This window comes from Arthrobacter endolithicus, from assembly GCF_026627425.1.
Lineage (GTDB): Bacteria > Actinomycetota > Actinomycetes > Actinomycetales > Micrococcaceae > Arthrobacter_M.
Genome location: NZ_JAPNLH010000002.1, coordinates 255,502 through 273,015, shown reverse-complemented (window position 1 = coordinate 273,015; position 17,514 = coordinate 255,502). Strand labels below are relative to the sequence as shown.

Below are 17,514 nucleotides of genomic sequence, written 5' to 3'. Positions count from 1 at the left end.
AGCTCGAGGGACATTCGCACCGTCCGGGGGCCTTCTCGCTACGCCACGTTTTCTCACATTCCTGGCGCAGGTTGGTGTGGACCTTCGGTCTTGAGGTCGATGGGAATGACAGGTACTGGACGGCGAGTTGCCGTGGTGGGACGCCTGGGCGTGTATCCGATGGTACGGCTGACGCTACCGGGCCGGCGCATCCTTGCCTACCTGGCGCTGCAGGGGCAACCTGTTTCCCGTTCGACGGCAGCCGGAGCGCTGTGGCCGGACCAACCGGACCAGCAGGGCCGTGCCAACCTCCGCCGGGCTTTATGGCAGCTTCCGCGCAGCTGGGTGCAAGCCGTCGGTGAGGAGCTAATACTGGACGCCGTTGTAGACCTACCCGACGCTCGCTTAGCTGCGGTGCTCTCCATCGCGGGCGGCGAACTCGGCATGACGGAGATTAACCTCCTGTCCGAAGATCTACTGCCGGGCTGGCACGAGGAATGGGCTACCGGCGCGCAGGATACGTTCCGTTTGCTTCGCGTTCAGGCCCTAGAAGCCGCCTGCCGGTCGATGACCGCGGCAGGCCAGCACGCCTTGGCAACGCAGGCTGGTATTGCCGCTCTACGGGCGGAACCGCTGAGGGAGTCGGCTGCTGAGGCATTGATTTCCGCCCATCTGATTCAAGGAAACCGCTACGAGGCCGCCCGTTGTTTCCGGGCCTTTGCCCAGCTGCTTGACGAGGAGCTCGGAGTCTTGCCGAACCCCGCACTGACGGACCGGCTCCGAGGAGTCGACCTGGACGGGCACCACCACCGCTGAAGAACTTCTCCACCAGCTCATCCCTTTCTGGCCTGGGATTAAACTCCTCCCATGCGCCGCTGAGGACGGAAGGTGGACGCCGCAGCGACGGCGTAGGGACGAAGAGACGACGACGACGTGACAAGGCCCACGCCACCGACCCGGAACCCACCAGGAAGTTGTTGCGAACCCGTGAGGTCTTTAAAAGTCCTGATGTCAAAGGCTTTCCCGAGATCATCTCGGTGTCCCAACGCCCGGATGGGAAGTATGACTACGAAGTGAGGGACTGGTTTCGCGTCTACCCGGATCCGGCGGCGGCCTTTATCGCCCACGGTGAATTCCTGCGCAAGAACTCACGCTATGCCAAGGCTTTCCTGGCTGCCCCGGACCCGTACGCATTTGCGGCCGAGGTGGCCCGGGCCGGGTACGCGACCGACCCCTCCTATGAACGCGTACTCACCGGCACCATGAGGACTTTGGAACGAACGGGCTGGCAGCACTAGCGGGCAGAAACCACCTGTTGAGGCGGCAAAAAAGCCGAGGAGGTGTGGATTGAAGACCTGTGGGCCAGATGCGTGGACTTCGTCCTTCAGCGCGCTATACGGCACGCCCAAGGTACCGTGGAATCATCACCACGGTCCGCACGGCGGCCGGCCGACACCGTGCGAACTGATGCTGGCCTTCCGCGCAAACCCCCTGCCGGACTGCAGGGGCGCCGCGCTCACCACCGCGTATCTCTGGCTCAGCTGACCAAGGTAAAGTGCGCTGGTCTTTCTGACCCGCGAGAAAGCGGGCTACTCCCATGGCCATACCGCTCGTTGTGCGCTTTACTGGGGCTATATCGATTGTGGGCAGCGGAAAGAGGCGGATCGTATGGATACAACTACGGTGATCTGGATAATCGTCGTCGTGATCGTAGTACTGATAATTTTGGGGCTACTGTTCTCCTTGGGACGCAGGCGGAAGGTCGCAGCGAACCGGCAACACGCCGGAGAGCTCCGCGAGTCAGCGGAGAACGACGCCTTCCGCGCCCGCGAAAGCGAGGCCAAAGCGGCCAGGGCGGATGCCGACGCGAAAGAGGCGGAAATCAACGCCGAGAAGCTTCGGAGGGAAGCAAGCCAGCGCCAGGAACACGCCCAGACCGCGCGGAGTCGCACCGACGAGCAGCTGCGTGAGGCGGACAGGCTTGATCCCGACGTTGCTTCCAATCGGCGGCGCGCAACACCAGAGACCACCACCTCCGCCCGCAACCCGGCCGAGCACACGGCTGATGGATCCGAACGGCTGGACGAGAGACCGGGGAGGCACCAGCTCCCGCCGGAGGCCACTGAGTCCGAGGACCGGCATCAAGAGTAAAAGCGACTCCGGCGACTGTGGGCGCTATCTGGAGAGCGACGGCACGCCGCCCACCGCCGAATCGCTGATGCGGTCGCGCTACACGGCCTTTGCTGTTGGCGATGCTGCGTATCTTCGGCACAGCTGGCATTCAAGCAGCCGGCCGGAGAGATTTGAGCTTGATCCGACCCTGCGTTGGTCCCGGCTGGACATCCTTTCCACAACGGCCGGCGGCCCGCTGGACACGACGGGAGAGGTGGAGTTCCGTGCCTATTTTAAGCACGACGACGGCGCTGGCACTCAGCGCGAGCGCAGCCGTTTTGTCCGGGCCGGCGGGCGCTGGTTTTATCTCGACGGCGTGGTCGGCGCCTGAGGGCGGTGTCTGCCGGGGACCCTGCCTGCAGACGCGGCTGCGTGCCGACGGCACCGCTTACTGACGGCACCGCCTACTGACCTCACTGCATGGTGAAGCGGCGGGCCACGAAATTGTGCACAGCGGGCGCGGCGACCAGTTGCGCCAAGGCCCGATTGCGGATAGCCATGACCGCCCGCGGCAGAGGACGGCCCAGCGCCATGTTCAGGTGTGCCTGTCGAACGGCCTGCCGGGCAGCCCGCTGCCGGCTCCGTTCGAAGGCGTGCAGTGCGCTGGCCGAAGGTTTCCCGTCGAGTGCTGCGGTGATGATCGGTGCCAGCGCGACGGCGTCCAGCCAGCCCAGATTCATCCCCTGACCACCAATCGGGCTGATCTCATGCGCGGCATCGCCGATCAACGCCAACCGTCCACGGATCAGGCGGCGGGCCAGCCTGGAGCGGACGGTGAAGGCGCTGAGCATGCTGTTCGTGTCGGGATCGACGACGGCGCCGGTCCGTGCCCGGATCAGCTCGGCCAGGGATCCGGCAGTGGGCTGGCCGCAGAGAGCATCGGTATGGACCACCCAGCGCCTGACCCCGCCCGGCAGGGGGAAGGACTCCACGATGCCCCCGGGTTCCAGGTGGAGCACCGCCGTTGCACCATCACCGGTGTTGTCCCGAAAATCGCCCATCAGGTAGGTGTCCGGATAGTCGCGGCTGTAGGTTGCGACGTCCAGCTGCGAGCGAAGGGCCGAGCGCGCGCCGTCGGCGCCCACGAGCAGACGCGCGCTAAACTCAGCGTAGGTATCGCCTGCGTGTTCTACTCCTCGCCCCGGCCCGATGCCCGGATCTGGCCCCATGCTCCGGTCCAGCCCGACGTGCCTGTCCGTTTCCGACCGGCGGATGCGGGCCGAGACCGTAACTTGTGTTCCGTCGTCGTGCGCGCGCATTACCTGCGCACCCCGCACCATGACATCGGATCCATGGGCACGCAGTCGCTGTTCCAACACCGATTCCGTGACGGTTTGCGGTACCGCCAGGACAAACGGATACGCCGTCCTCCCACCGGAAAAAGACAGACCAGCCAGATCCCTGCCTTGGGTTCGCGCCACGCCGTTGTGGATCTGCACGCCTTGAGCGATCAGGGGAGCGGCGGCTCCAACGCCTTCCAACGCGGCCAGGGACGGCGGATGGATGCCAATGGCCCGGGAGTGATCGCTGCGTTGCGTGCGTTTCTCCAGCACCAGCACGTCCACCCCGGATTGGCGCAGCAGCCCACCCAAAAAAAGTCCCACCGGACCGCCGCCGGAGATGATGACGTCATGCATCGGGCGTTGACTCCGGTGAACCGGCCACCGGCGGATGGGCCTCAGCCCGGTACATGAGCAGGTTTCGGAACGGGCCCTGCGGCTGCACCCGCCATGGTGGCGGTACGGCGGACCGAAGTTCCGGCGCCGTGTAACTACGGCGTATGGAGGTCAGGCCGTCGGCGCGGATGAATGAACGGTGGAAGACAGGCAATGTTCCGGCGGAAAAGAGGGCGTAGGCCAGCGGACTGCGCGCAATGTCGCTGTGCACGCTGGCCTGCGTGGCCAAGAGTCGGGAGTCCGCCAGGAGACCGTGCAGCTGCACGGCGCTGAGGTGATGAAGCACATGGTTGGAGACGACCAGATCAAAGGTGGCCCCCTCGGCCACGAGTTCCGAGCTGAAAGCACGCCGGAACCGCAGCCGGGGTACCGGCGGCTGGTCAGCGGCATAGGCGAAGGCCCGCTCATCCGGGTCGATGGCGGTGATGTCCAACGGTAATCCGTCCTGTGCCGCCCACCGCGCCAGCCGTCGTGGAACGTCTCCGCCGCCGCAGCCAATGTCCAGCAACGTCGACGTCCGACTGCGGGAGAGCAGGGGACGCAACACGTGCGTGTAGGTGCGCCGCCACCCGGACACCGCGGCGTTGATCAGCGGAAACTGCGCATAGGTGCGCTCCAGTAGCTGCGGATCGCAGTCGGATCGGTCCATTTCTTCGACGGCATCCGCGGCACGGGTCTGCAGTTGGCCCAGCATCACAGCAGTTGCACCGCCGTCAAACCCGGGCCGGCAGTGCAGCGGTCCGCTCCTCGTCGAACGGGTCACTTTCCGCCTGTTCCCCGGCGGTCTCCTCGGACGTCCTGCCCGCCGTCGCTTCCGCGTGGGCAGGGACTTTGCTGAACAGTCCTGTCTCCACTGTCAGACCTGGCCCGAATGCCATGGCGCAGATGCGTTCATTCTCGCTGCCGGTGGACTGATCGAGAATGTGCTTGAGCACGAACATCACCGTTGCGCTGCTCATATTGCCGTATTTGCGCAGGGTCTCCCGGGCCGGCACAAGCTGATCCGCGTCGAGGCCGAGTTTGGCTTCCACCTTGTCCAGAATGCTGCGCCCCCCCGGGTGAATGGCCCAGTGCTTGATCTCCCGGTACGGCAGGCCTCGAACGGACGGATCTGCGGCCAGCAGGGGCTCCAGAGCTCCCACGATGTGGTCGTCAATGATGTGCGGGACGTAGCTTCCGAGGACCATCTCGAAGCCCTCGTCGCCGATGTTCCACGCCATCGATTCCTCACCCACCGGCGTCAGCGTGGTTTCGAAGCGATCCAGACTTATGCAGGCACCGCCCTGCGGGAGATCGCGGGCGCTGACAACAGCTGCGGCGGCCCCGTCGGCAAAGAGTGAGGACCCCATGATGGTGTCCGGGTTGTTGGAGGTGCGCACGTGCAGGGAGCACAGTTCCGCGCTGACCACGAGGACAACGGCTTCCGGATCGGCCTCGCAGAAAGACTTTGCCGCGCGCAGCGCTGGAAAGGCTGCGTAACAGCCCATGAATCCGAGGTGGAACCGCTGCACCGAAGGGTCTAGCCCGAGCGCACGGACCACCTTGTAGTCGGGGCCCGGGTTAAAGAATCCCGTGCAGGAGACCGTGATGACGTGAGTGACGTCGCCGGGGCCGATGCCGGCACAGGCATCGAGGGCCTTTTGGGCGGACTCCACGAAGAGCCGGGTCGCTTCCACGGCAAATATGTCGTTTCTGACCTTGGTGCTGGGGCTGAACATTTCGTTCGAACCGGCGTCGAAAAACACCGGGTTCTCGCTTCGTTGGCTCCGGGTCAGCTCACCGACGGCCGTATACCGGGTGTCAATGCCCGAGGCATCGAAACAAGTCCGCACCAGTCTGGTGCCCAAACGGGTGAGCCCGGGTTGGGATGCAAAAACGTCCCGTGCTTCATCCTGGATCAGGACCGTGGGCGGGACTGCAGTTTCGAGAGTTCGTAAGAAGACCGTCATAGTCCATTGTGCTAGGACGCCGCCGCATAAAACAATGGAGGCCTACTGATATCCGGAATTGCCCAAAACCTGCGATTATCCAAGCGAGAGGAAACGCCATGACGTATTCCCCCAGTACATCGATCGTCACCGGGGCGGATTCGGGGACGGGCGCGGGAAATGGCTCAGCAGGTTCGCGAACTCGGGCGAAAGGCCTTTGTCGCCAGATTGGACACTACCGAACTTCCTGACTGCGGTGACGTCGTTGACGATTTGGCGCAGTCCCTTGGCGGTCTGGACGTCTTTGTCAACAACGCCGGGGCAGGGGACGGACTGAAATTCCTGGAGCTGGGGTACTCCGACTGGTGCCGGACGCTGAATACGGACCGTACCGGCCTATGACGCCGCTAGACACGGGCTCGGCGGACTGATGAAGACGGTGGCGCTGGAACTGGGCGAGCATGGCATAACCGCCAACTGTGTGGCTCCGGGGGCCGTCCTGGTCCGTTGACGGCGGCATGCTACAGATGGGTCCACAGGCCGGGTCGCACCTAACGGATAATACGTGGCGGCAGGGCTGAGCGACGTCACAGATGCTTTCGCTACGCGGTAGCAGGACCCAGCGTGAGCTTATGCCGGCAAGAGCTGACGCAGAACGTACTGCAGGATTCCGCCATTTTGGAAATAGGCAGCCTCGGCGGGAGTGTCGATCCGCACGGTTGCGGTGAACACCTTAATTTTGCCGTCCTGTTCCACCTGCACCTGGACGTGTGGCGGTATCCCGGCCGTTCCGGCGAGCCCGGTGACGGAGTACACCTCTTCGCCGGTGAGAACGAGCGTCTGTGCACTCTCGCCCGGGCTGAACTCCAGGGGGAGCACGCCCATGCCAATCAGATTGGAGCGGTGGATCCGTTCAAACGAAGTAGCCAGCACCGCTTTGACGCCCAACAGCAGGGTGCCCTTGGCAGCCCAGTCCCGGGATGATCCCGAGCCGTATTCCGCCCCGGCGATCACGATCAGCGGGACGTTGTCGGCGAGGTATTTCGTGGAGGCGTCGAAGATGCTCAGCTGTTCCCCGTCGGGCAGGTGCCGCGTGAATCCGCCCTCGATGCCCGGTACCAGCTGATTGCGCAGCCGGATATTGGCGAAGGTGCCCCGGATCATCACTTCATGGTTGCCGCGGCGGGACCCGTAGGAGTTGAAGTCTCCGGGCTGCACGCCCTGCTCCATCAGGTACCGACCGGCGGGGGAGTCCTTCTTGATGGCACCGGCGGGAGAAATGTGATCCGTGGTCACGGAGTCACCCAGAAGGGCCAGCACACGTGCTCCCGATATATCCTTTAAGGGTAGTGGTTCCCGTGGCATAGCGTCGAAGTACGGTGGTCTGCGGACATAGGTTGAGGTCTCGTCCCAGGCAAACATATCGGCGGCCGGGATCTGAAGGTTTTGCCAGTTCGCATCCCCGGCAAAAACGTTGGCGTAGCCGGCGGTAAACATCTGAGCCTGGACGGCTTTGCCGACGACCTCGTCAATCTCCTGACTGGAGGGCCAAATGTCGCGCAGGTAGACCGGTTCACCTGACTCGTTGTTGCCCAGAGTGTCCGTCAGCAGGTCGATGTTCATGGTCCCCGCAAGCGCATACGCGATCACCAGCGGCGGCGAGGCCAGGAAATTCATCCGCGTCTGGGCATGGATCCGGCCCTCGAAGTTGCGGTTTCCGCTGAGCACCGAACTGACCGTCAGATCATTCGCGTCCACGGCCTGGCTCACCTGCGGAATCAGCGGACCGGAGTTGCCGATGCATGTGGTGCAGCCGTAACCGACCAGATTGAAGCCCAGCTTATTGAGGTAGGGGGTAAGCCCTGCCTTGTCGAAGTAGTCGGTGACAACGCGGGAGCCCGGCGCAAGGGAGGTCTTCACCCATGGCTTGGAACGCAGGCCGTGCTCCACGGCCTTCTTCGCCAGCAGTCCGGCCCCGATCATCACGGAGGGGTTGGACGTGTTGGTACAGCTGGTGATCGCGGCGATCACGACGTGGCCGTGGTCGATGGTGACTGGTTGCTGGTCGGAAAATGTCACCGGGGCAGGATTCGACGGGTAGGTGGGGGACCGCACATCACCGTCACGGTCCACCGGCGGGATATTTGCAGCGGCCGAGGCGAATGCGATCGAGTCACTGGCCGGGAACGATTCGGCAGATGCCTCGTCAAGTCCCGTCAGTTCCTCCGGTTCCTTCGACCCCTCGCTCAGGATGGCACCCACGACGCGCCGGGCATTCGCCAACGGGATGCGGTCCTGAGGTCTTTTAGGTCCGGCGATGGACGGTTCCACGCTCGCCAGGTCGAACTCGATGGTTTGGGAGTAAACAGGCTCGTGCTCCGGATCGTGCCAGAGGCCCTGTTCCTTTGCGTACTCCTCGACCAACCGGATCTGGTGCTCTGCTCGTCCGGTGAGGCGCAGATACTGCAGGGTTACGTCATCGATCGGGAAGATGGCGCACGTTGAGCCGTATTCTGGACTCATATTCCCCAGCGTCGCGCGGTTGGCCAGCGGTATGTTGGCCACTCCAGGCCCGTAGAACTCGACAAACTTTCCGACTACGCCGGTCTTACGCAGTTTTTCGGCAACCGTCAGCACAAGGTCGGTTGCGGTTACGCCCTCGCTCAGGGCCCCGATGAGTTTGAAGCCCAGCACCGGTGGGATCAGCATGCTCATTGGCTGCCCCAGCATGGCGGCCTCGGCTTCGATCCCGCCAACACCCCAGCCCAGGACGCCCAGTCCGTTGACCATTGGCGTGTGCGAGTCGGTGCCGACAAGGGTGTCCGGGTACGCTTGGCGAGGCGCTGCGCCGCTGCCGTCACCGGCGTCCTGCACCGCATCCCGGGTAAAGACCACGCGGGAGAGGTATTCGAGATTGACCTGATGACAGATGCCGGTATCGGGCGGGACGACGAGGAAGTCATCGAAGGCCTGCTGTGCCCAGCGCAGCAATTGATAACGCTCCTTATTACGGGAAAACTCAAGACCGGCGTTACGCGCGAAGGCGTCGGAACTGCCAAAGACGTCGGCGATGACGGAGTGGTCGATGACGAGTTCGGAGGGAATCAACGGGTTGATTCTCTGTGGATCCCCGCCCAGGGCCGCCATCGCGTCCCGCATGGCAACCAGATCCACCACGCATGGGACGCCAGTGAAGTCCTGCAGCAGTACGCGCGCGGGCGTGAACTGGATCTCCGTGCCGTGCCCGGCGTCCGGGTCCCACGCCGCGAGTGCCGTAATCTGGGCCGCGGTGACCAGGGAACCATCCTCACAGCGAAGGAGATTCTCCAGCAGTACCTTCAGACTGTAAGGAAGGCGGCCCGATCCCTGGACAGCATCAAGGCGGAAGATCTCGTAGCGTTCATCATCGACCGTAAGGGTGTTCCGGGCGCCAAAACTGTTCTTCATCGTAAACCTCCGCCGGCTCCCGCCGGATCGATAGCAGGGATATGATCTGCTGCCATTGACGTTCGTGACAGCGGGTCAGCCTAGGACATCTCTAAGCGCCGTCGGGAAGGGACTGACGCGTGGCGACGGCCACCGGTTCCTTGTCCGTGTACAGATCAGGTGCTCCCGCCCGGCGGAGAGCACGGCCATGCGGCGAAGGCTTCGCCTTGGGACGTTGCCTCGCGGGAATGCATGTCCAGGCAAAAGGCACCACGATTCACCTGGGAGGCACGCATTTTGATCAGGTTGCCGCTGCATCGAAGACATCCTGGCTCCTTCTTGTTAGTTGTGGCCCGATAGTTCCGGCCCGGATCAAGTTTTGTTCCTGCGCATATCAGGTGGAGTTGTGCCGTAATGCGGACAGTACGTCGCCGTTGAGGCGTGAGATCATATCCAGCGGGATACCCACCGGGCACACGGCCGTGCATTCACCGATTTCTGTGCAGCCGCCGAAGCCCTCGGCGTCGTGCTGGTTGCCCATGGCCAGCGCACGGGAGTTGCGCTCAATCTGGCCTTGGGGGAGCGCGCCGAGGTGGGTTGCCTTAGCGCCGGTGAAGAGCATCGCCGAGCCATTGGGGCAGGCAGCTACGCAGGCTCCGCAGCCAATGCAGATGGCCGCGTCGAAGGCCCGGTCCGCGTCCTTCTTAGGTACCAGCATGGCCGCCGCATCCGGAGCTGCCCCGGTGGGTGCGCTGATGTAGCCGCCGGCCTGGATGATCCTGTCGAAGGCACTGCGGTCAACAATGAGGTCCCTGAGGATCGGGAACGACGGCGAACGCCACGGTTCGATGTCGATGGTGTCGCCGTCGTGGAAGTGACGCATGTACAGCTGACAGCTGGCGGTGCGTCCTTCCGGGCCGTGGGCGATGCCGTTGATGACCAGGCTGCACATCCCGCAGATGCCTTCGCGGCAGTCGTTGTCAAACGCCACGGGATCGTCCCCGGCAGCGGTGAGCTGTTCATTGAGCACGTCGAGCATTTCCAGGAAAGACATATCGGCGGAGATTCCGTCGACGCCGTAACTGACCATCCGGCCGGCCGCGTCCTGGTCGTGTTGGCGCCAGAGGCGAAGGGTGACGTTCATTTGTAGCTCCTCTGGGTCAACTCGATGTTGTGGTACTCGAGGACTTCCTTGCGCAGCTTCGGCGGTGAGTTATCACCTGTGAATTCCCACGCCGCGACGTAGGCGAAGTCAGCATCGTCGCGCAGCGCCTCGCCGTCGTCGGTCTGACTCTCGGTGCGGAAGTGGCTGCCACAGGACTCGAGGCGATGGAAGGCGTCGATGCACATGAGCTCGGCCAGCTCGAAGAAGTCCGCGACCCGGCCGGCCCTTTCCAGGGTTTGGTTCAGTTCCTCGTTGGCGCCGGTGACTTTGACGTTGGTCCAGAACTCTGCCCGGAGCGTGCGGAGGAGGCCGAGGGCGTGCTGGAGTCCTTCGGCGTTGCGTTCCATCCCGCAGTACTCCCACACGATGCTGCCGAGTTCTTTATGAAACGAATCGACGCTCCGCTCACCGTTGATGGTCAGTAACGTGTTGATGCGTCCGCGTACCGCATCAGCAGCTTTGACCGCCTCCGGGTGGGAAGCGTCGATGGTTTCGGTGCTCGGGTTCTTGGCAAAATAGTCACTGATGGTGTTGGGCAGGATGAAGTACCCGTCCGCAAGGCCCTGCATTAACGCGCTGGCGCCGAGCCGGTTCGCCCCGTGGTCGGAGAAGTTGGCCTCGCCAATAACGAACAGGCCCGGGATCGAGCTTTCCAAATCGTAGTCAACCCATAGCCCGCCCATGGTGTAGTGGACAGCCGGGTAGATGCGCATGGGCACCTGGTACGGGTCTTCGTCTGTGATTTTGCGGTACATATCGAAAAGGTTGCCGTACTTCTCTTCGATCGCCGCGCGGCCCAACCGTGCGGTTGCATCGGCGAAGTCGAGGTAGACCCCGCGCCCGCCAGGGCCGACCCCACGACCGGCGTCGCACTGATTTTTGGCCGCCCGGGAGGCGACGTCCCGCGGGACGAGGTTCCCGAACGCCGGGTATTGGCGTTCCAGGTAATAGTCACGGTCGTCGTCGGGAATTTCACGTGGGTGGCGGCCGTCACCGGCCTCTTTGGGCACCCAAATGCGCCCGTCATTGCGCAGCGATTCGCTCATCAGGGTCAGCTTCGACTGATGCTCTCCGCTGACCGGGATGCACGTGGGGTGAATCTGCGTGAAGCATGGGTTCGCAAAGAGCGCGCCCTTGCGATAAGCCCGCCAGGTGGCCGTCGTATTGCATCCTACGGCGTTGGTGGAGAGGTGATAAACGTTGCCATAGCCCCCGCTCGCCAGCACGACGGCGTCGGCCAGGTGGGTTTCAAGCCCGCCCGTCACCATATCGCGGACTATTACGCCCCTGGCCCTGGCATCAATGACAATAAGGTCCAGCATTTCATGCCGGGTGTGTACCTCCACCGTCCCGGCCGCGACCTGGCGCTCGAGGGCCTGGTAGGCCCCAAGCAGCAATTGCTGACCCGTTTGGCCACGGGCGTAGAACGTTCGGGACACCTGGACCCCGCCAAACGAGCGGGTGTCCAGCAGACCGCCGTAGTCCCGGGCAAACGGTACGCCCTGGGCCACGCTCTGGTCGATGATGGCGGAGCTGACCTCCGCCAGCCGGTAGACGTTGGACTCCCGCGACCGATAGTCCCCGCCCTTAACGGTGTCATAAAAGAGCCTGCGGATACTGTCGCCATCGTTGCGGTAATCCTTGGCCGCGTTGATGCCGCCCTGCGCCGCAATGCTGTGCGCGCGGCGGGGGCTGTCCTGGTAGCAGAAACTCTTCACCTGGTAGCCGGCCTCGCCCAATGTTGCTGCAGCGGAGGCACCCGCCAGACCGGTACCGACAATGATCACCGAGAGCCGGCGCCGATTGGCGGGGTTAATCAGCTTGGCACCAAAGCGGCGCGCCTCCCATTGGTCCTGGACGGGTCCGCCCGGCGCCTTCGTGTCCCGAATGGCTTCCCCGACCGTGAACAGTCCAGCCATTACCTCACCCATCCCGCGAAAATCACCAGCGGCGGGATCAGGAAGCCCACCAGAATCAGCAGCGCTACAACGGTAGCCAGCTGGTTGAGGCCGCGCCTGCGCGCCACCGACGAGTTGCCACCCAAGGACGCAAACGCGCTCCATACTCCATGACGCAGATGAAAACCGAGGGCGATCAGCGCGATCACATACGAGAGCACCACCCACCAGATGGAGAAGCCATTGACCATCCGCTGATACGGACTCGACGACGCCCCGCCGGGTGCGACGTAATCCGCACTCAGGTGCAGGAGGTGGTAAATAACGAAAAGACCGACGACGACGCCGCCCCAGCGCATAGTGAACGAGGCATAACTGCGCTGGACTCCCCGACGGTTCTTCGTGGTCTCATACCGCCAGCCACCCGCCCCGGCCGTGGCTGCACGGGACCGATGCCACAAGGTAAACGCCGCGTAAATATGGACCAGAACACTAATCAGCAGCACGACGCGGATAATCCACAACACACCGGTGCGGGGCAGCAACGGTTCGCCCACCTCGCGTAAATACTCTGAATAGCCATCGAAAGCCTGCCTGCCCTCGAAGATCTTCAGGTTGCCATACATGTGGGCCAGTAGAAAAAGCACCATGATCAGGCCGGAAACCGCCATTACCGCATGCAGCAAAACGGACGACCGCAGCGCTCTGGACCGCTGCCCGGTTCCATTGCTCACTACCATGACCTCACCATAGGACCGATCCGGAGAGCGCACCAGACGAAGAGACAAAGCGCATGCCCTATCTTTAGCCATGCCCCAGGCGGCGCTGACCGCCATGCTCATTGCCAGCCTGCGGAACGATCCCTGCTCGTCGTGGCTTCACGGGGCACTACAAGGTTCACTCATCGTCAGACGTCACAGTGGCTCATTCCTCGTCAGCTGTGGTTCCTGTCTCCAGATCCGGCAGATCCGGGTTTTCCTTGCGGGCCGGACCGGGCTCGGCCAACTGCGTACGGGCATGCAGGACATCGCCGATGAGCAGGTCGTAGATCAGTACACCGATCACCCCACCGATCAGCGGGCCGATGATGGGGACCCAGAAGTAGACGCTGAACGAACCGTCAACCGTACCCGGAAGAGCAACGTCGCCCCAGCCGGCCATCCAGGCAAAAAGCCGGGGGCCGAAGTCACGGGCGGGGTTGATGGCGTAACCGGCATTGGCGCCAAACGACATGCCGATAGCGGCGACAGCAAAGCCGATCATCAGCGGACCCAAGTTGGCTTTCACTGCCGTGTTCCGCAGATCGATAATGGCGACGATTAAGAGGACCAAGAAGGCGGTGCCCACGATTTGGTCCGTCAGCGGGCCTATCATGTTGCCGTGGTAGTACGCCGCCGGGAAGGTGGCAAAGATGGAGAAGGTCGCGTTCCCGCCTGGATCAGTTCGGGCCACTTTGGAAGCTTCATTGAACGCATCAATTGCCTGATGGTAGACGAGGTAGACCAACGCCGCACCGGCAAATGCTCCTACTACCTGGGCCGCCATGTAAGGGAGGACCTTACGCCAGGCGAACTTCCGGCGGACCGCGAAGGCCAGGGTTACCGCGGGGTTGAGGTGAGCACCGCTAACCCCGCCGGCCACATAGACGCCTAACGCGACAGCGAAGGCCCATCCCCACGTGATCAGCAGCCAGTCCCCAGCGGCGTTGAAAATGGTTGTTGAGGTTGCCGTGCGGCCGCTGCCGGGCAAAGCTGCTACAGCCATCGCCACCACGCCGTCGCCAAAACAAATCAGCACAAAAGTGCCGAGGAACTCCGCTAACACCTCGCCCCACGTCCCGCCGACCCGCTTAAGGCCGCTGCCGTTGCGGATCGCGTTCCGCAGAGGAGAAATATCACTCATAATGACCCCTTGAATCGTCGGCGACAGGGACACTGTACGTTGAGTTCAGCTGCTGCACTGTTTGAGCTACGGCACTGCTTCAGAAACTGCGGCGAGCCTGTGAGCCGTTTGAACACTCCTGGGTTGACTAGTCGATGGTCTTCATGCTAGCAGCATGCTTAGGACCTGACCATGGCTGCGTTTTGCCGTTAAATTCTGACCAGGATCCGCGGCTAAACTAGAGTGGATGAGGGACATAACGCTAGGCGGCATGGCGAAATTTGTGGATCCCGGAGTGCTGTTTGACTTCAGCAGTCTGCGGCGCTCTCCAGACGTGGAAGCACCGAACCTTTTCGCCTTTGACGCCACCGACAAACTCATCCTCACCGAGGCTGCCCCTAGTCTTGAAGAGCGTGACGGCGGCACTGTCGCGGTGGTGGGGGATCGCTACGGCGCGCTGACGTTGCCCGTGGTTTCGGTGCCCGGTTCCTGGGATGTGCGTGTGCATCAGGACCTGATGGCTGGAGAGCGGGCCCTGGACCGCAATGCGGCAGAACGTTCACTGTCCGGGAGGTTCCGCCGTTTCCCGTTGGGGAAGGAACTTTTTGACGGAGCCGGCGTGGTCTTGTGGCAATTGCCCAGGAGCCTGGCCGAGCTGGCGGAAACCGCAGATCAGATTGCCCGCTACGCGCGCCCGGATGTAAAGGTTTTTGCCGGCGGCCGGATCAAGCATATGAGCATGGCCATGAACGCTGTTTTGCAAGACTCATTTGGCGACGTACACGCCGGCCTGGCGCGGCAGAAATCCAGGGTGCTCACTGCGGCCACGCCCATTAGGCCAACTGCGGAGCCTGCTTTTCCGGAACGGCTATACCATTCGGAGCTTGGATTGTGGGTGTGCGCCTACGGCGCCGCGTTTTCCGGCCCGCGGCTGGATATCGGAACGCGGTATCTGCTGGAGTTCATTGACAGGATGAAAGCTGACGCCCGGCACGCCATAGACCTAGGCTGCGGCTCCGGCGTTATCGCGGCGGTGCTGGCCAACGCACGGCCGCAGATAACTGTCACCGCCACCGATCAGTCCGCCGCCGCTGTTGCCTCGGCCGCGGCGACGGCCGAGGCAAACGGTCTTTCCGCGCGTATCTCCACGGTTCAGGACGATGCGATGGCAGGGTTTCCGACCGGCAGCGCCGAGCTGATTTTGCTGAATCCGCCCTTTCACCTCGGAGCAACCGTCCATGCCGGAGCGGCAGTCCGGCTCTTCGATGCCGCCGCACGGGTGCTGGCCGGGGGAGGCGAATTGTGGACGGTGTACAACAATCATCTTCACTACCGGGCTCAGCTTGAAGAACGGGTAGGGCCAACAACGGTGCAGGGCCAGAACGCCAAGTTCACCGTGGCCCTGTCGATCCGAAGCTGAGCAGCAGACCAACGTAGTTCGCCCGTATTAGTCCACGGACTCAAGTATTTCGCCAAACGGAATCAGCTCGTCAACCACTGCCTGAACTTCGTCATGGGGCAGAAGCCTGACCCGCACGCCGTGGAGCTGATCGGCCGCTGACTGTTGAAGGATCGGTTTAACGGTCTCTACGACAGCTGGCGGTTTTCCCGTGAGGTAGGACAGATAGCTGGCTGGGAGTATATTCATGGCCACAGCTTAGACCAGACCCAACAGCTCTGCAGAGGTATCGCGCATCTGAATTTTGCGGACCTTTCCGGTCACGGTCATCGGGAACTCGGGCACGACCAGGACGTAGCGGGGAATCTTGTTCCTGGAGAGTTTCCCGGCGCAAAAGACCGCCACGGCAGCGGCATCGAGCGTTGCAGCACCTTCCCGCAATTGGATCCACGCACAGAGTTCCTCCCCGTACTTTGAGTCCGGTACGCCGACGACCTGAACATCGGCAATGTCCGGATGGGTGTAAAGGAACTCCTCGATTTCACGGGGATAGAGATTCTCACCACCGCGGATCACCATGTCCTTGATCCGGCCCACTATGGTGATGTAGCCGTCGTCGCGCATTTGGGCCAAATCACCGGTGTGCATCCAGCGTGCCTCATCGATGGCCTCGGACGTCTTCGCGGAGTCATTCCAATAGCCCAACATGACAGAGTAGCCACGGGTGCAGAACTCTCCGGTGGTTTCGCGGGGCACGGTAAGCCCGGTGATCGGGTCGACGATCTTGACCTCCAGGTGCGGGTGCACCCGCCCCACAGTGGCAGTGCGTCGCTGCAGGTCGTCGTCGGGTTGCGTCTGTGTGGACACCGGCGACGTCTCGGTCATCCCATAGGCAATGGCCACTTGCGACATATTCATTTCACTAATGCAGCGCTTCATGACCTCCACGGGGCAGGGCGAACCGGCCATAATTCCGGTCCGAAGGCTGGAAAGGTCGTAACTGGAAAAGTCCGCCAGGCCCTGTTCGGCGATGAACATCGTGGGGACTCCATAGAGCGCCGTGCACTTCTCGTCCTGCACGGCCGCCAGCGTCGCTTTCGGGTCGAAGGCCGGTGCCGGGATGACGATGGCTGCCCCGTGGGACGTGGCACCTAAGTTTCCCATCACCATGCCAAAACAGTGATAGAAGGGTACGGGGATGCAAATCCGGTCGCGGTTGCTGATCCCGATTGTTTCTGTCACAAAGTAACCGTTATTGAGAATATTATGGTGGCTCAGTGTCGCGCCCTTGGGAAAGCCCGTGGTGCCGGAGGTGTACTGGATATTAATTGGATCGTCCGCGCTGAGGGTTTCCATCCGCCGGGCCAGCGAATCCGGCGCAAGGGTGCTTCCGGCGGCGAGCAATTCGTCCCAGTCCGGGGTTGAGAGGTACACCACGTCCGTCAGATTGGGGCACTCGGGACGTACGCCGTCGACCATCGCCCGGCAGTCAGTTGAGCGATATCCGGTCATTGACACCAGCAGCTTGAGGCCGGACTGCTGCAGGGCGTACCGCAGCTCATGCTCACGGTAGGACGGGTTGACATTGACCAATATCGCGCCGATTTTCGCGCTCGCGTACTGCACGTGCACCCACTGTGCACAATTGAGCGCCCAGATGCCCACACGATCTCCCTTTGCCACGCCGGCTGCCAACAGCCCGCGTGCCAGCGCATCGACGTCGGCCTCCAGCTGGGCATAGGTCCAGCGGCGTCCAGCGGCAATGTCAACCAGTGCTTCGCGTTCGGCGTTGGCGGCGGCCAGCCTACTGAAGTTCGCACCGATCGTTTCGCCCAGCAGCGGGACTGACGATATACCGGAAACGTACGAAAGAGCCGGGATCTGGGCGCGATGTTGATCGTCAGCAGTCATAGCCATACGCTACTGGCCGCCGGACCAGTCTGGTAGGCGTGCCGAGTCCGGGCTATTTGCAGAGCCGGCCCGCAGGCTG

Annotated in this window: 16 protein-coding genes and 1 pseudogene; 6 read left to right on the top strand and 11 right to left on the bottom strand. The window is 62.7% G+C overall.

Annotated elements, in window-relative coordinates; all coding sequences use genetic code 11:
• Positions 1–105: 105 nt before the first annotated feature.
• From OS914_RS03010 to OS914_RS02995, 4 genes are all read left to right on the top strand, one after another.
• Positions 106–795: an AfsR/SARP family transcriptional regulator gene (locus OS914_RS03010; protein ID WP_267544572.1), complete on the top strand. Its 690-nt coding sequence runs from the start codon at positions 106–108 to the stop codon at positions 793–795.
• Positions 796–1,016: 221 nt separating this feature from the next.
• The gene (locus OS914_RS03005) at positions 1,017–1,277 is read left to right on the top strand and encodes a glucosaminidase domain-containing protein (RefSeq protein ID WP_324290612.1); all 261 of its coding nucleotides are present in this window, start codon (positions 1,017–1,019) and stop codon (positions 1,275–1,277) included.
• Positions 1,278–1,647: 370 nt separating this feature from the next.
• Positions 1,648–2,130, top strand: coding sequence for a hypothetical protein (locus OS914_RS03000; protein ID WP_267544570.1), 483 nt, complete (start codon positions 1,648–1,650; stop codon positions 2,128–2,130).
• Positions 2,045–2,482, top strand: coding sequence for a YchJ family protein (locus OS914_RS02995; protein ID WP_267544569.1), 438 nt, complete (start codon positions 2,045–2,047; stop codon positions 2,480–2,482). The genes OS914_RS03000 and OS914_RS02995 overlap by 86 nt, the downstream gene beginning before the upstream one ends.
• Before the next feature lie 82 nt (positions 2,483–2,564).
• Here the strand turns inward: OS914_RS02995 and OS914_RS02990 are convergent, their stop codons facing one another.
• Genes OS914_RS02990 through OS914_RS02980 form a run of 3 tightly spaced genes read right to left on the bottom strand, consistent with a single transcriptional unit; the run spans position 2,565 to position 5,776 of the window.
• Positions 2,565–3,788, bottom strand: coding sequence for an FAD-dependent oxidoreductase (locus OS914_RS02990; protein ID WP_267544568.1), 1,224 nt, complete (start codon positions 3,786–3,788; stop codon positions 2,565–2,567).
• Positions 3,781–4,521: a class I SAM-dependent methyltransferase gene (locus tag OS914_RS02985; RefSeq protein WP_267544567.1), complete on the bottom strand. Its 741-nt coding sequence runs from the start codon at positions 4,519–4,521 to the stop codon at positions 3,781–3,783. The genes OS914_RS02990 and OS914_RS02985 overlap by 8 nt, the downstream gene beginning before the upstream one ends.
• A 19-nt stretch (positions 4,522–4,540) precedes the next feature.
• On the bottom strand, positions 4,541–5,776 hold the full coding sequence (locus OS914_RS02980; protein ID WP_267544566.1) for a type III polyketide synthase: 1,236 nt from the start codon (positions 5,774–5,776) through the stop codon (positions 4,541–4,543).
• Positions 5,777–5,935: 159 nt separating this feature from the next.
• Here OS914_RS02980 and OS914_RS02975 point away from each other — a divergent pair.
• Positions 5,936–6,266 (top strand): annotated as a pseudogene (locus OS914_RS02975) (SDR family NAD(P)-dependent oxidoreductase).
• Between the two features lie 119 nt (positions 6,267–6,385).
• Here the strand turns inward: OS914_RS02975 and acnA are convergent.
• The 6 genes from acnA to OS914_RS02950 all read right to left on the bottom strand — a co-directional run bounded on the left by acnA (position 6,386) and on the right by OS914_RS02950 (position 14,146).
• Positions 6,386–9,202: an aconitate hydratase gene (acnA, locus tag OS914_RS02970; RefSeq protein ID WP_267544565.1), complete on the bottom strand. Its 2,817-nt coding sequence runs from the start codon at positions 9,200–9,202 to the stop codon at positions 6,386–6,388.
• Positions 9,203–9,357: 155 nt separating this feature from the next.
• Positions 9,358–9,477 carry a carboxymuconolactone decarboxylase family protein gene (locus OS914_RS18170; protein ID WP_420713848.1) on the bottom strand — a complete coding sequence of 40 codons (120 nt, stop codon included), beginning with the start codon at positions 9,475–9,477 and terminating at the stop codon, positions 9,358–9,360.
• 98 nt (positions 9,478–9,575) lie between these two features.
• Complete coding sequence (locus OS914_RS02965; RefSeq protein ID WP_267544564.1) at positions 9,576–10,325, bottom strand: succinate dehydrogenase/fumarate reductase iron-sulfur subunit; 750 nt, start codon at positions 10,323–10,325, stop codon at positions 9,576–9,578.
• Complete coding sequence (locus tag OS914_RS02960; protein WP_267544563.1) at positions 10,322–12,277, bottom strand: fumarate reductase/succinate dehydrogenase flavoprotein subunit; 1,956 nt, start codon at positions 12,275–12,277, stop codon at positions 10,322–10,324. Before OS914_RS02960 ends, OS914_RS02965 begins: the two co-directional genes overlap by 4 nt.
• Positions 12,265–12,978 (bottom strand): succinate dehydrogenase cytochrome b subunit, encoded by a 714-nt coding sequence (locus tag OS914_RS02955; RefSeq protein ID WP_267544562.1) that lies wholly within the window; start codon positions 12,976–12,978, stop codon positions 12,265–12,267. The genes OS914_RS02960 and OS914_RS02955 overlap by 13 nt, the downstream gene beginning before the upstream one ends.
• A gap of 190 nt (positions 12,979–13,168) precedes the next feature.
• Positions 13,169–14,146, bottom strand: coding sequence for an MIP/aquaporin family protein (locus OS914_RS02950; RefSeq protein WP_267544561.1), 978 nt, complete (start codon positions 14,144–14,146; stop codon positions 13,169–13,171).
• A gap of 226 nt (positions 14,147–14,372) precedes the next feature.
• Here OS914_RS02950 and OS914_RS02945 point away from each other — a divergent pair, with 226 nt between their 5' ends.
• Positions 14,373–15,545 (top strand): class I SAM-dependent methyltransferase, encoded by a 1,173-nt coding sequence (locus OS914_RS02945; protein ID WP_267544560.1) that lies wholly within the window; start codon positions 14,373–14,375, stop codon positions 15,543–15,545.
• A gap of 27 nt (positions 15,546–15,572) precedes the next feature.
• Here the strand turns inward: OS914_RS02945 and OS914_RS02940 are convergent, their stop codons facing one another.
• Entirely contained in the window at positions 15,573–15,773 is a 201-nt protein-coding gene (locus OS914_RS02940; protein WP_267544559.1) for a hypothetical protein, read from the bottom strand.
• Positions 15,774–15,782: 9 nt separating this feature from the next.
• Positions 15,783–17,435: an AMP-binding protein gene (locus OS914_RS02935; protein ID WP_267544558.1), complete on the bottom strand. Its 1,653-nt coding sequence runs from the start codon at positions 17,433–17,435 to the stop codon at positions 15,783–15,785.
• Positions 17,436–17,514: the final 79 nt, after the last annotated feature.

Coding starts and splice junctions, on each gene's coding strand:
- OS914_RS02990 (WP_267544568.1), bottom strand. CDS start 3,788: ATGCATGACGTCATCATCTCCGGCGGCGGTCCGGTGGGACTTTTTTTG.
- OS914_RS18170 (WP_420713848.1), bottom strand. CDS start 9,477: ATGCGTGCCTCCCAGGTGAATCGTGGTGCCTTTTGCCTGGACATGCAT.
- OS914_RS02965 (WP_267544564.1), bottom strand. CDS start 10,325: ATGAACGTCACCCTTCGCCTCTGGCGCCAACACGACCAGGACGCGGCC.
- OS914_RS02950 (WP_267544561.1), bottom strand. CDS start 14,146: ATGAGTGATATTTCTCCTCTGCGGAACGCGATCCGCAACGGCAGCGGC.
- OS914_RS03010 (WP_267544572.1), top strand. CDS start 106: ATGACAGGTACTGGACGGCGAGTTGCCGTGGTGGGACGCCTGGGCGTG.
- OS914_RS02935 (WP_267544558.1), bottom strand. CDS start 17,435: ATGACTGCTGACGATCAACATCGCGCCCAGATCCCGGCTCTTTCGTAC.
- OS914_RS02960 (WP_267544563.1), bottom strand. CDS start 12,277: ATGGGTGAGGTAATGGCTGGACTGTTCACGGTCGGGGAAGCCATTCGG.
- acnA (WP_267544565.1), bottom strand. CDS start 9,202: ATGAAGAACAGTTTTGGCGCCCGGAACACCCTTACGGTCGATGATGAA.
- OS914_RS02980 (WP_267544566.1), bottom strand. CDS start 5,776: ATGACGGTCTTCTTACGAACTCTCGAAACTGCAGTCCCGCCCACGGTC.
- OS914_RS03000 (WP_267544570.1), top strand. CDS start 1,648: ATGGATACAACTACGGTGATCTGGATAATCGTCGTCGTGATCGTAGTA.
- OS914_RS02940 (WP_267544559.1), bottom strand. CDS start 15,773: ATGAATATACTCCCAGCCAGCTATCTGTCCTACCTCACGGGAAAACCG.
- OS914_RS02985 (WP_267544567.1), bottom strand. CDS start 4,521: ATGCTGGGCCAACTGCAGACCCGTGCCGCGGATGCCGTCGAAGAAATG.
- OS914_RS02995 (WP_267544569.1), top strand. CDS start 2,045: ATGGATCCGAACGGCTGGACGAGAGACCGGGGAGGCACCAGCTCCCGC.
- OS914_RS02945 (WP_267544560.1), top strand. CDS start 14,373: ATGAGGGACATAACGCTAGGCGGCATGGCGAAATTTGTGGATCCCGGA.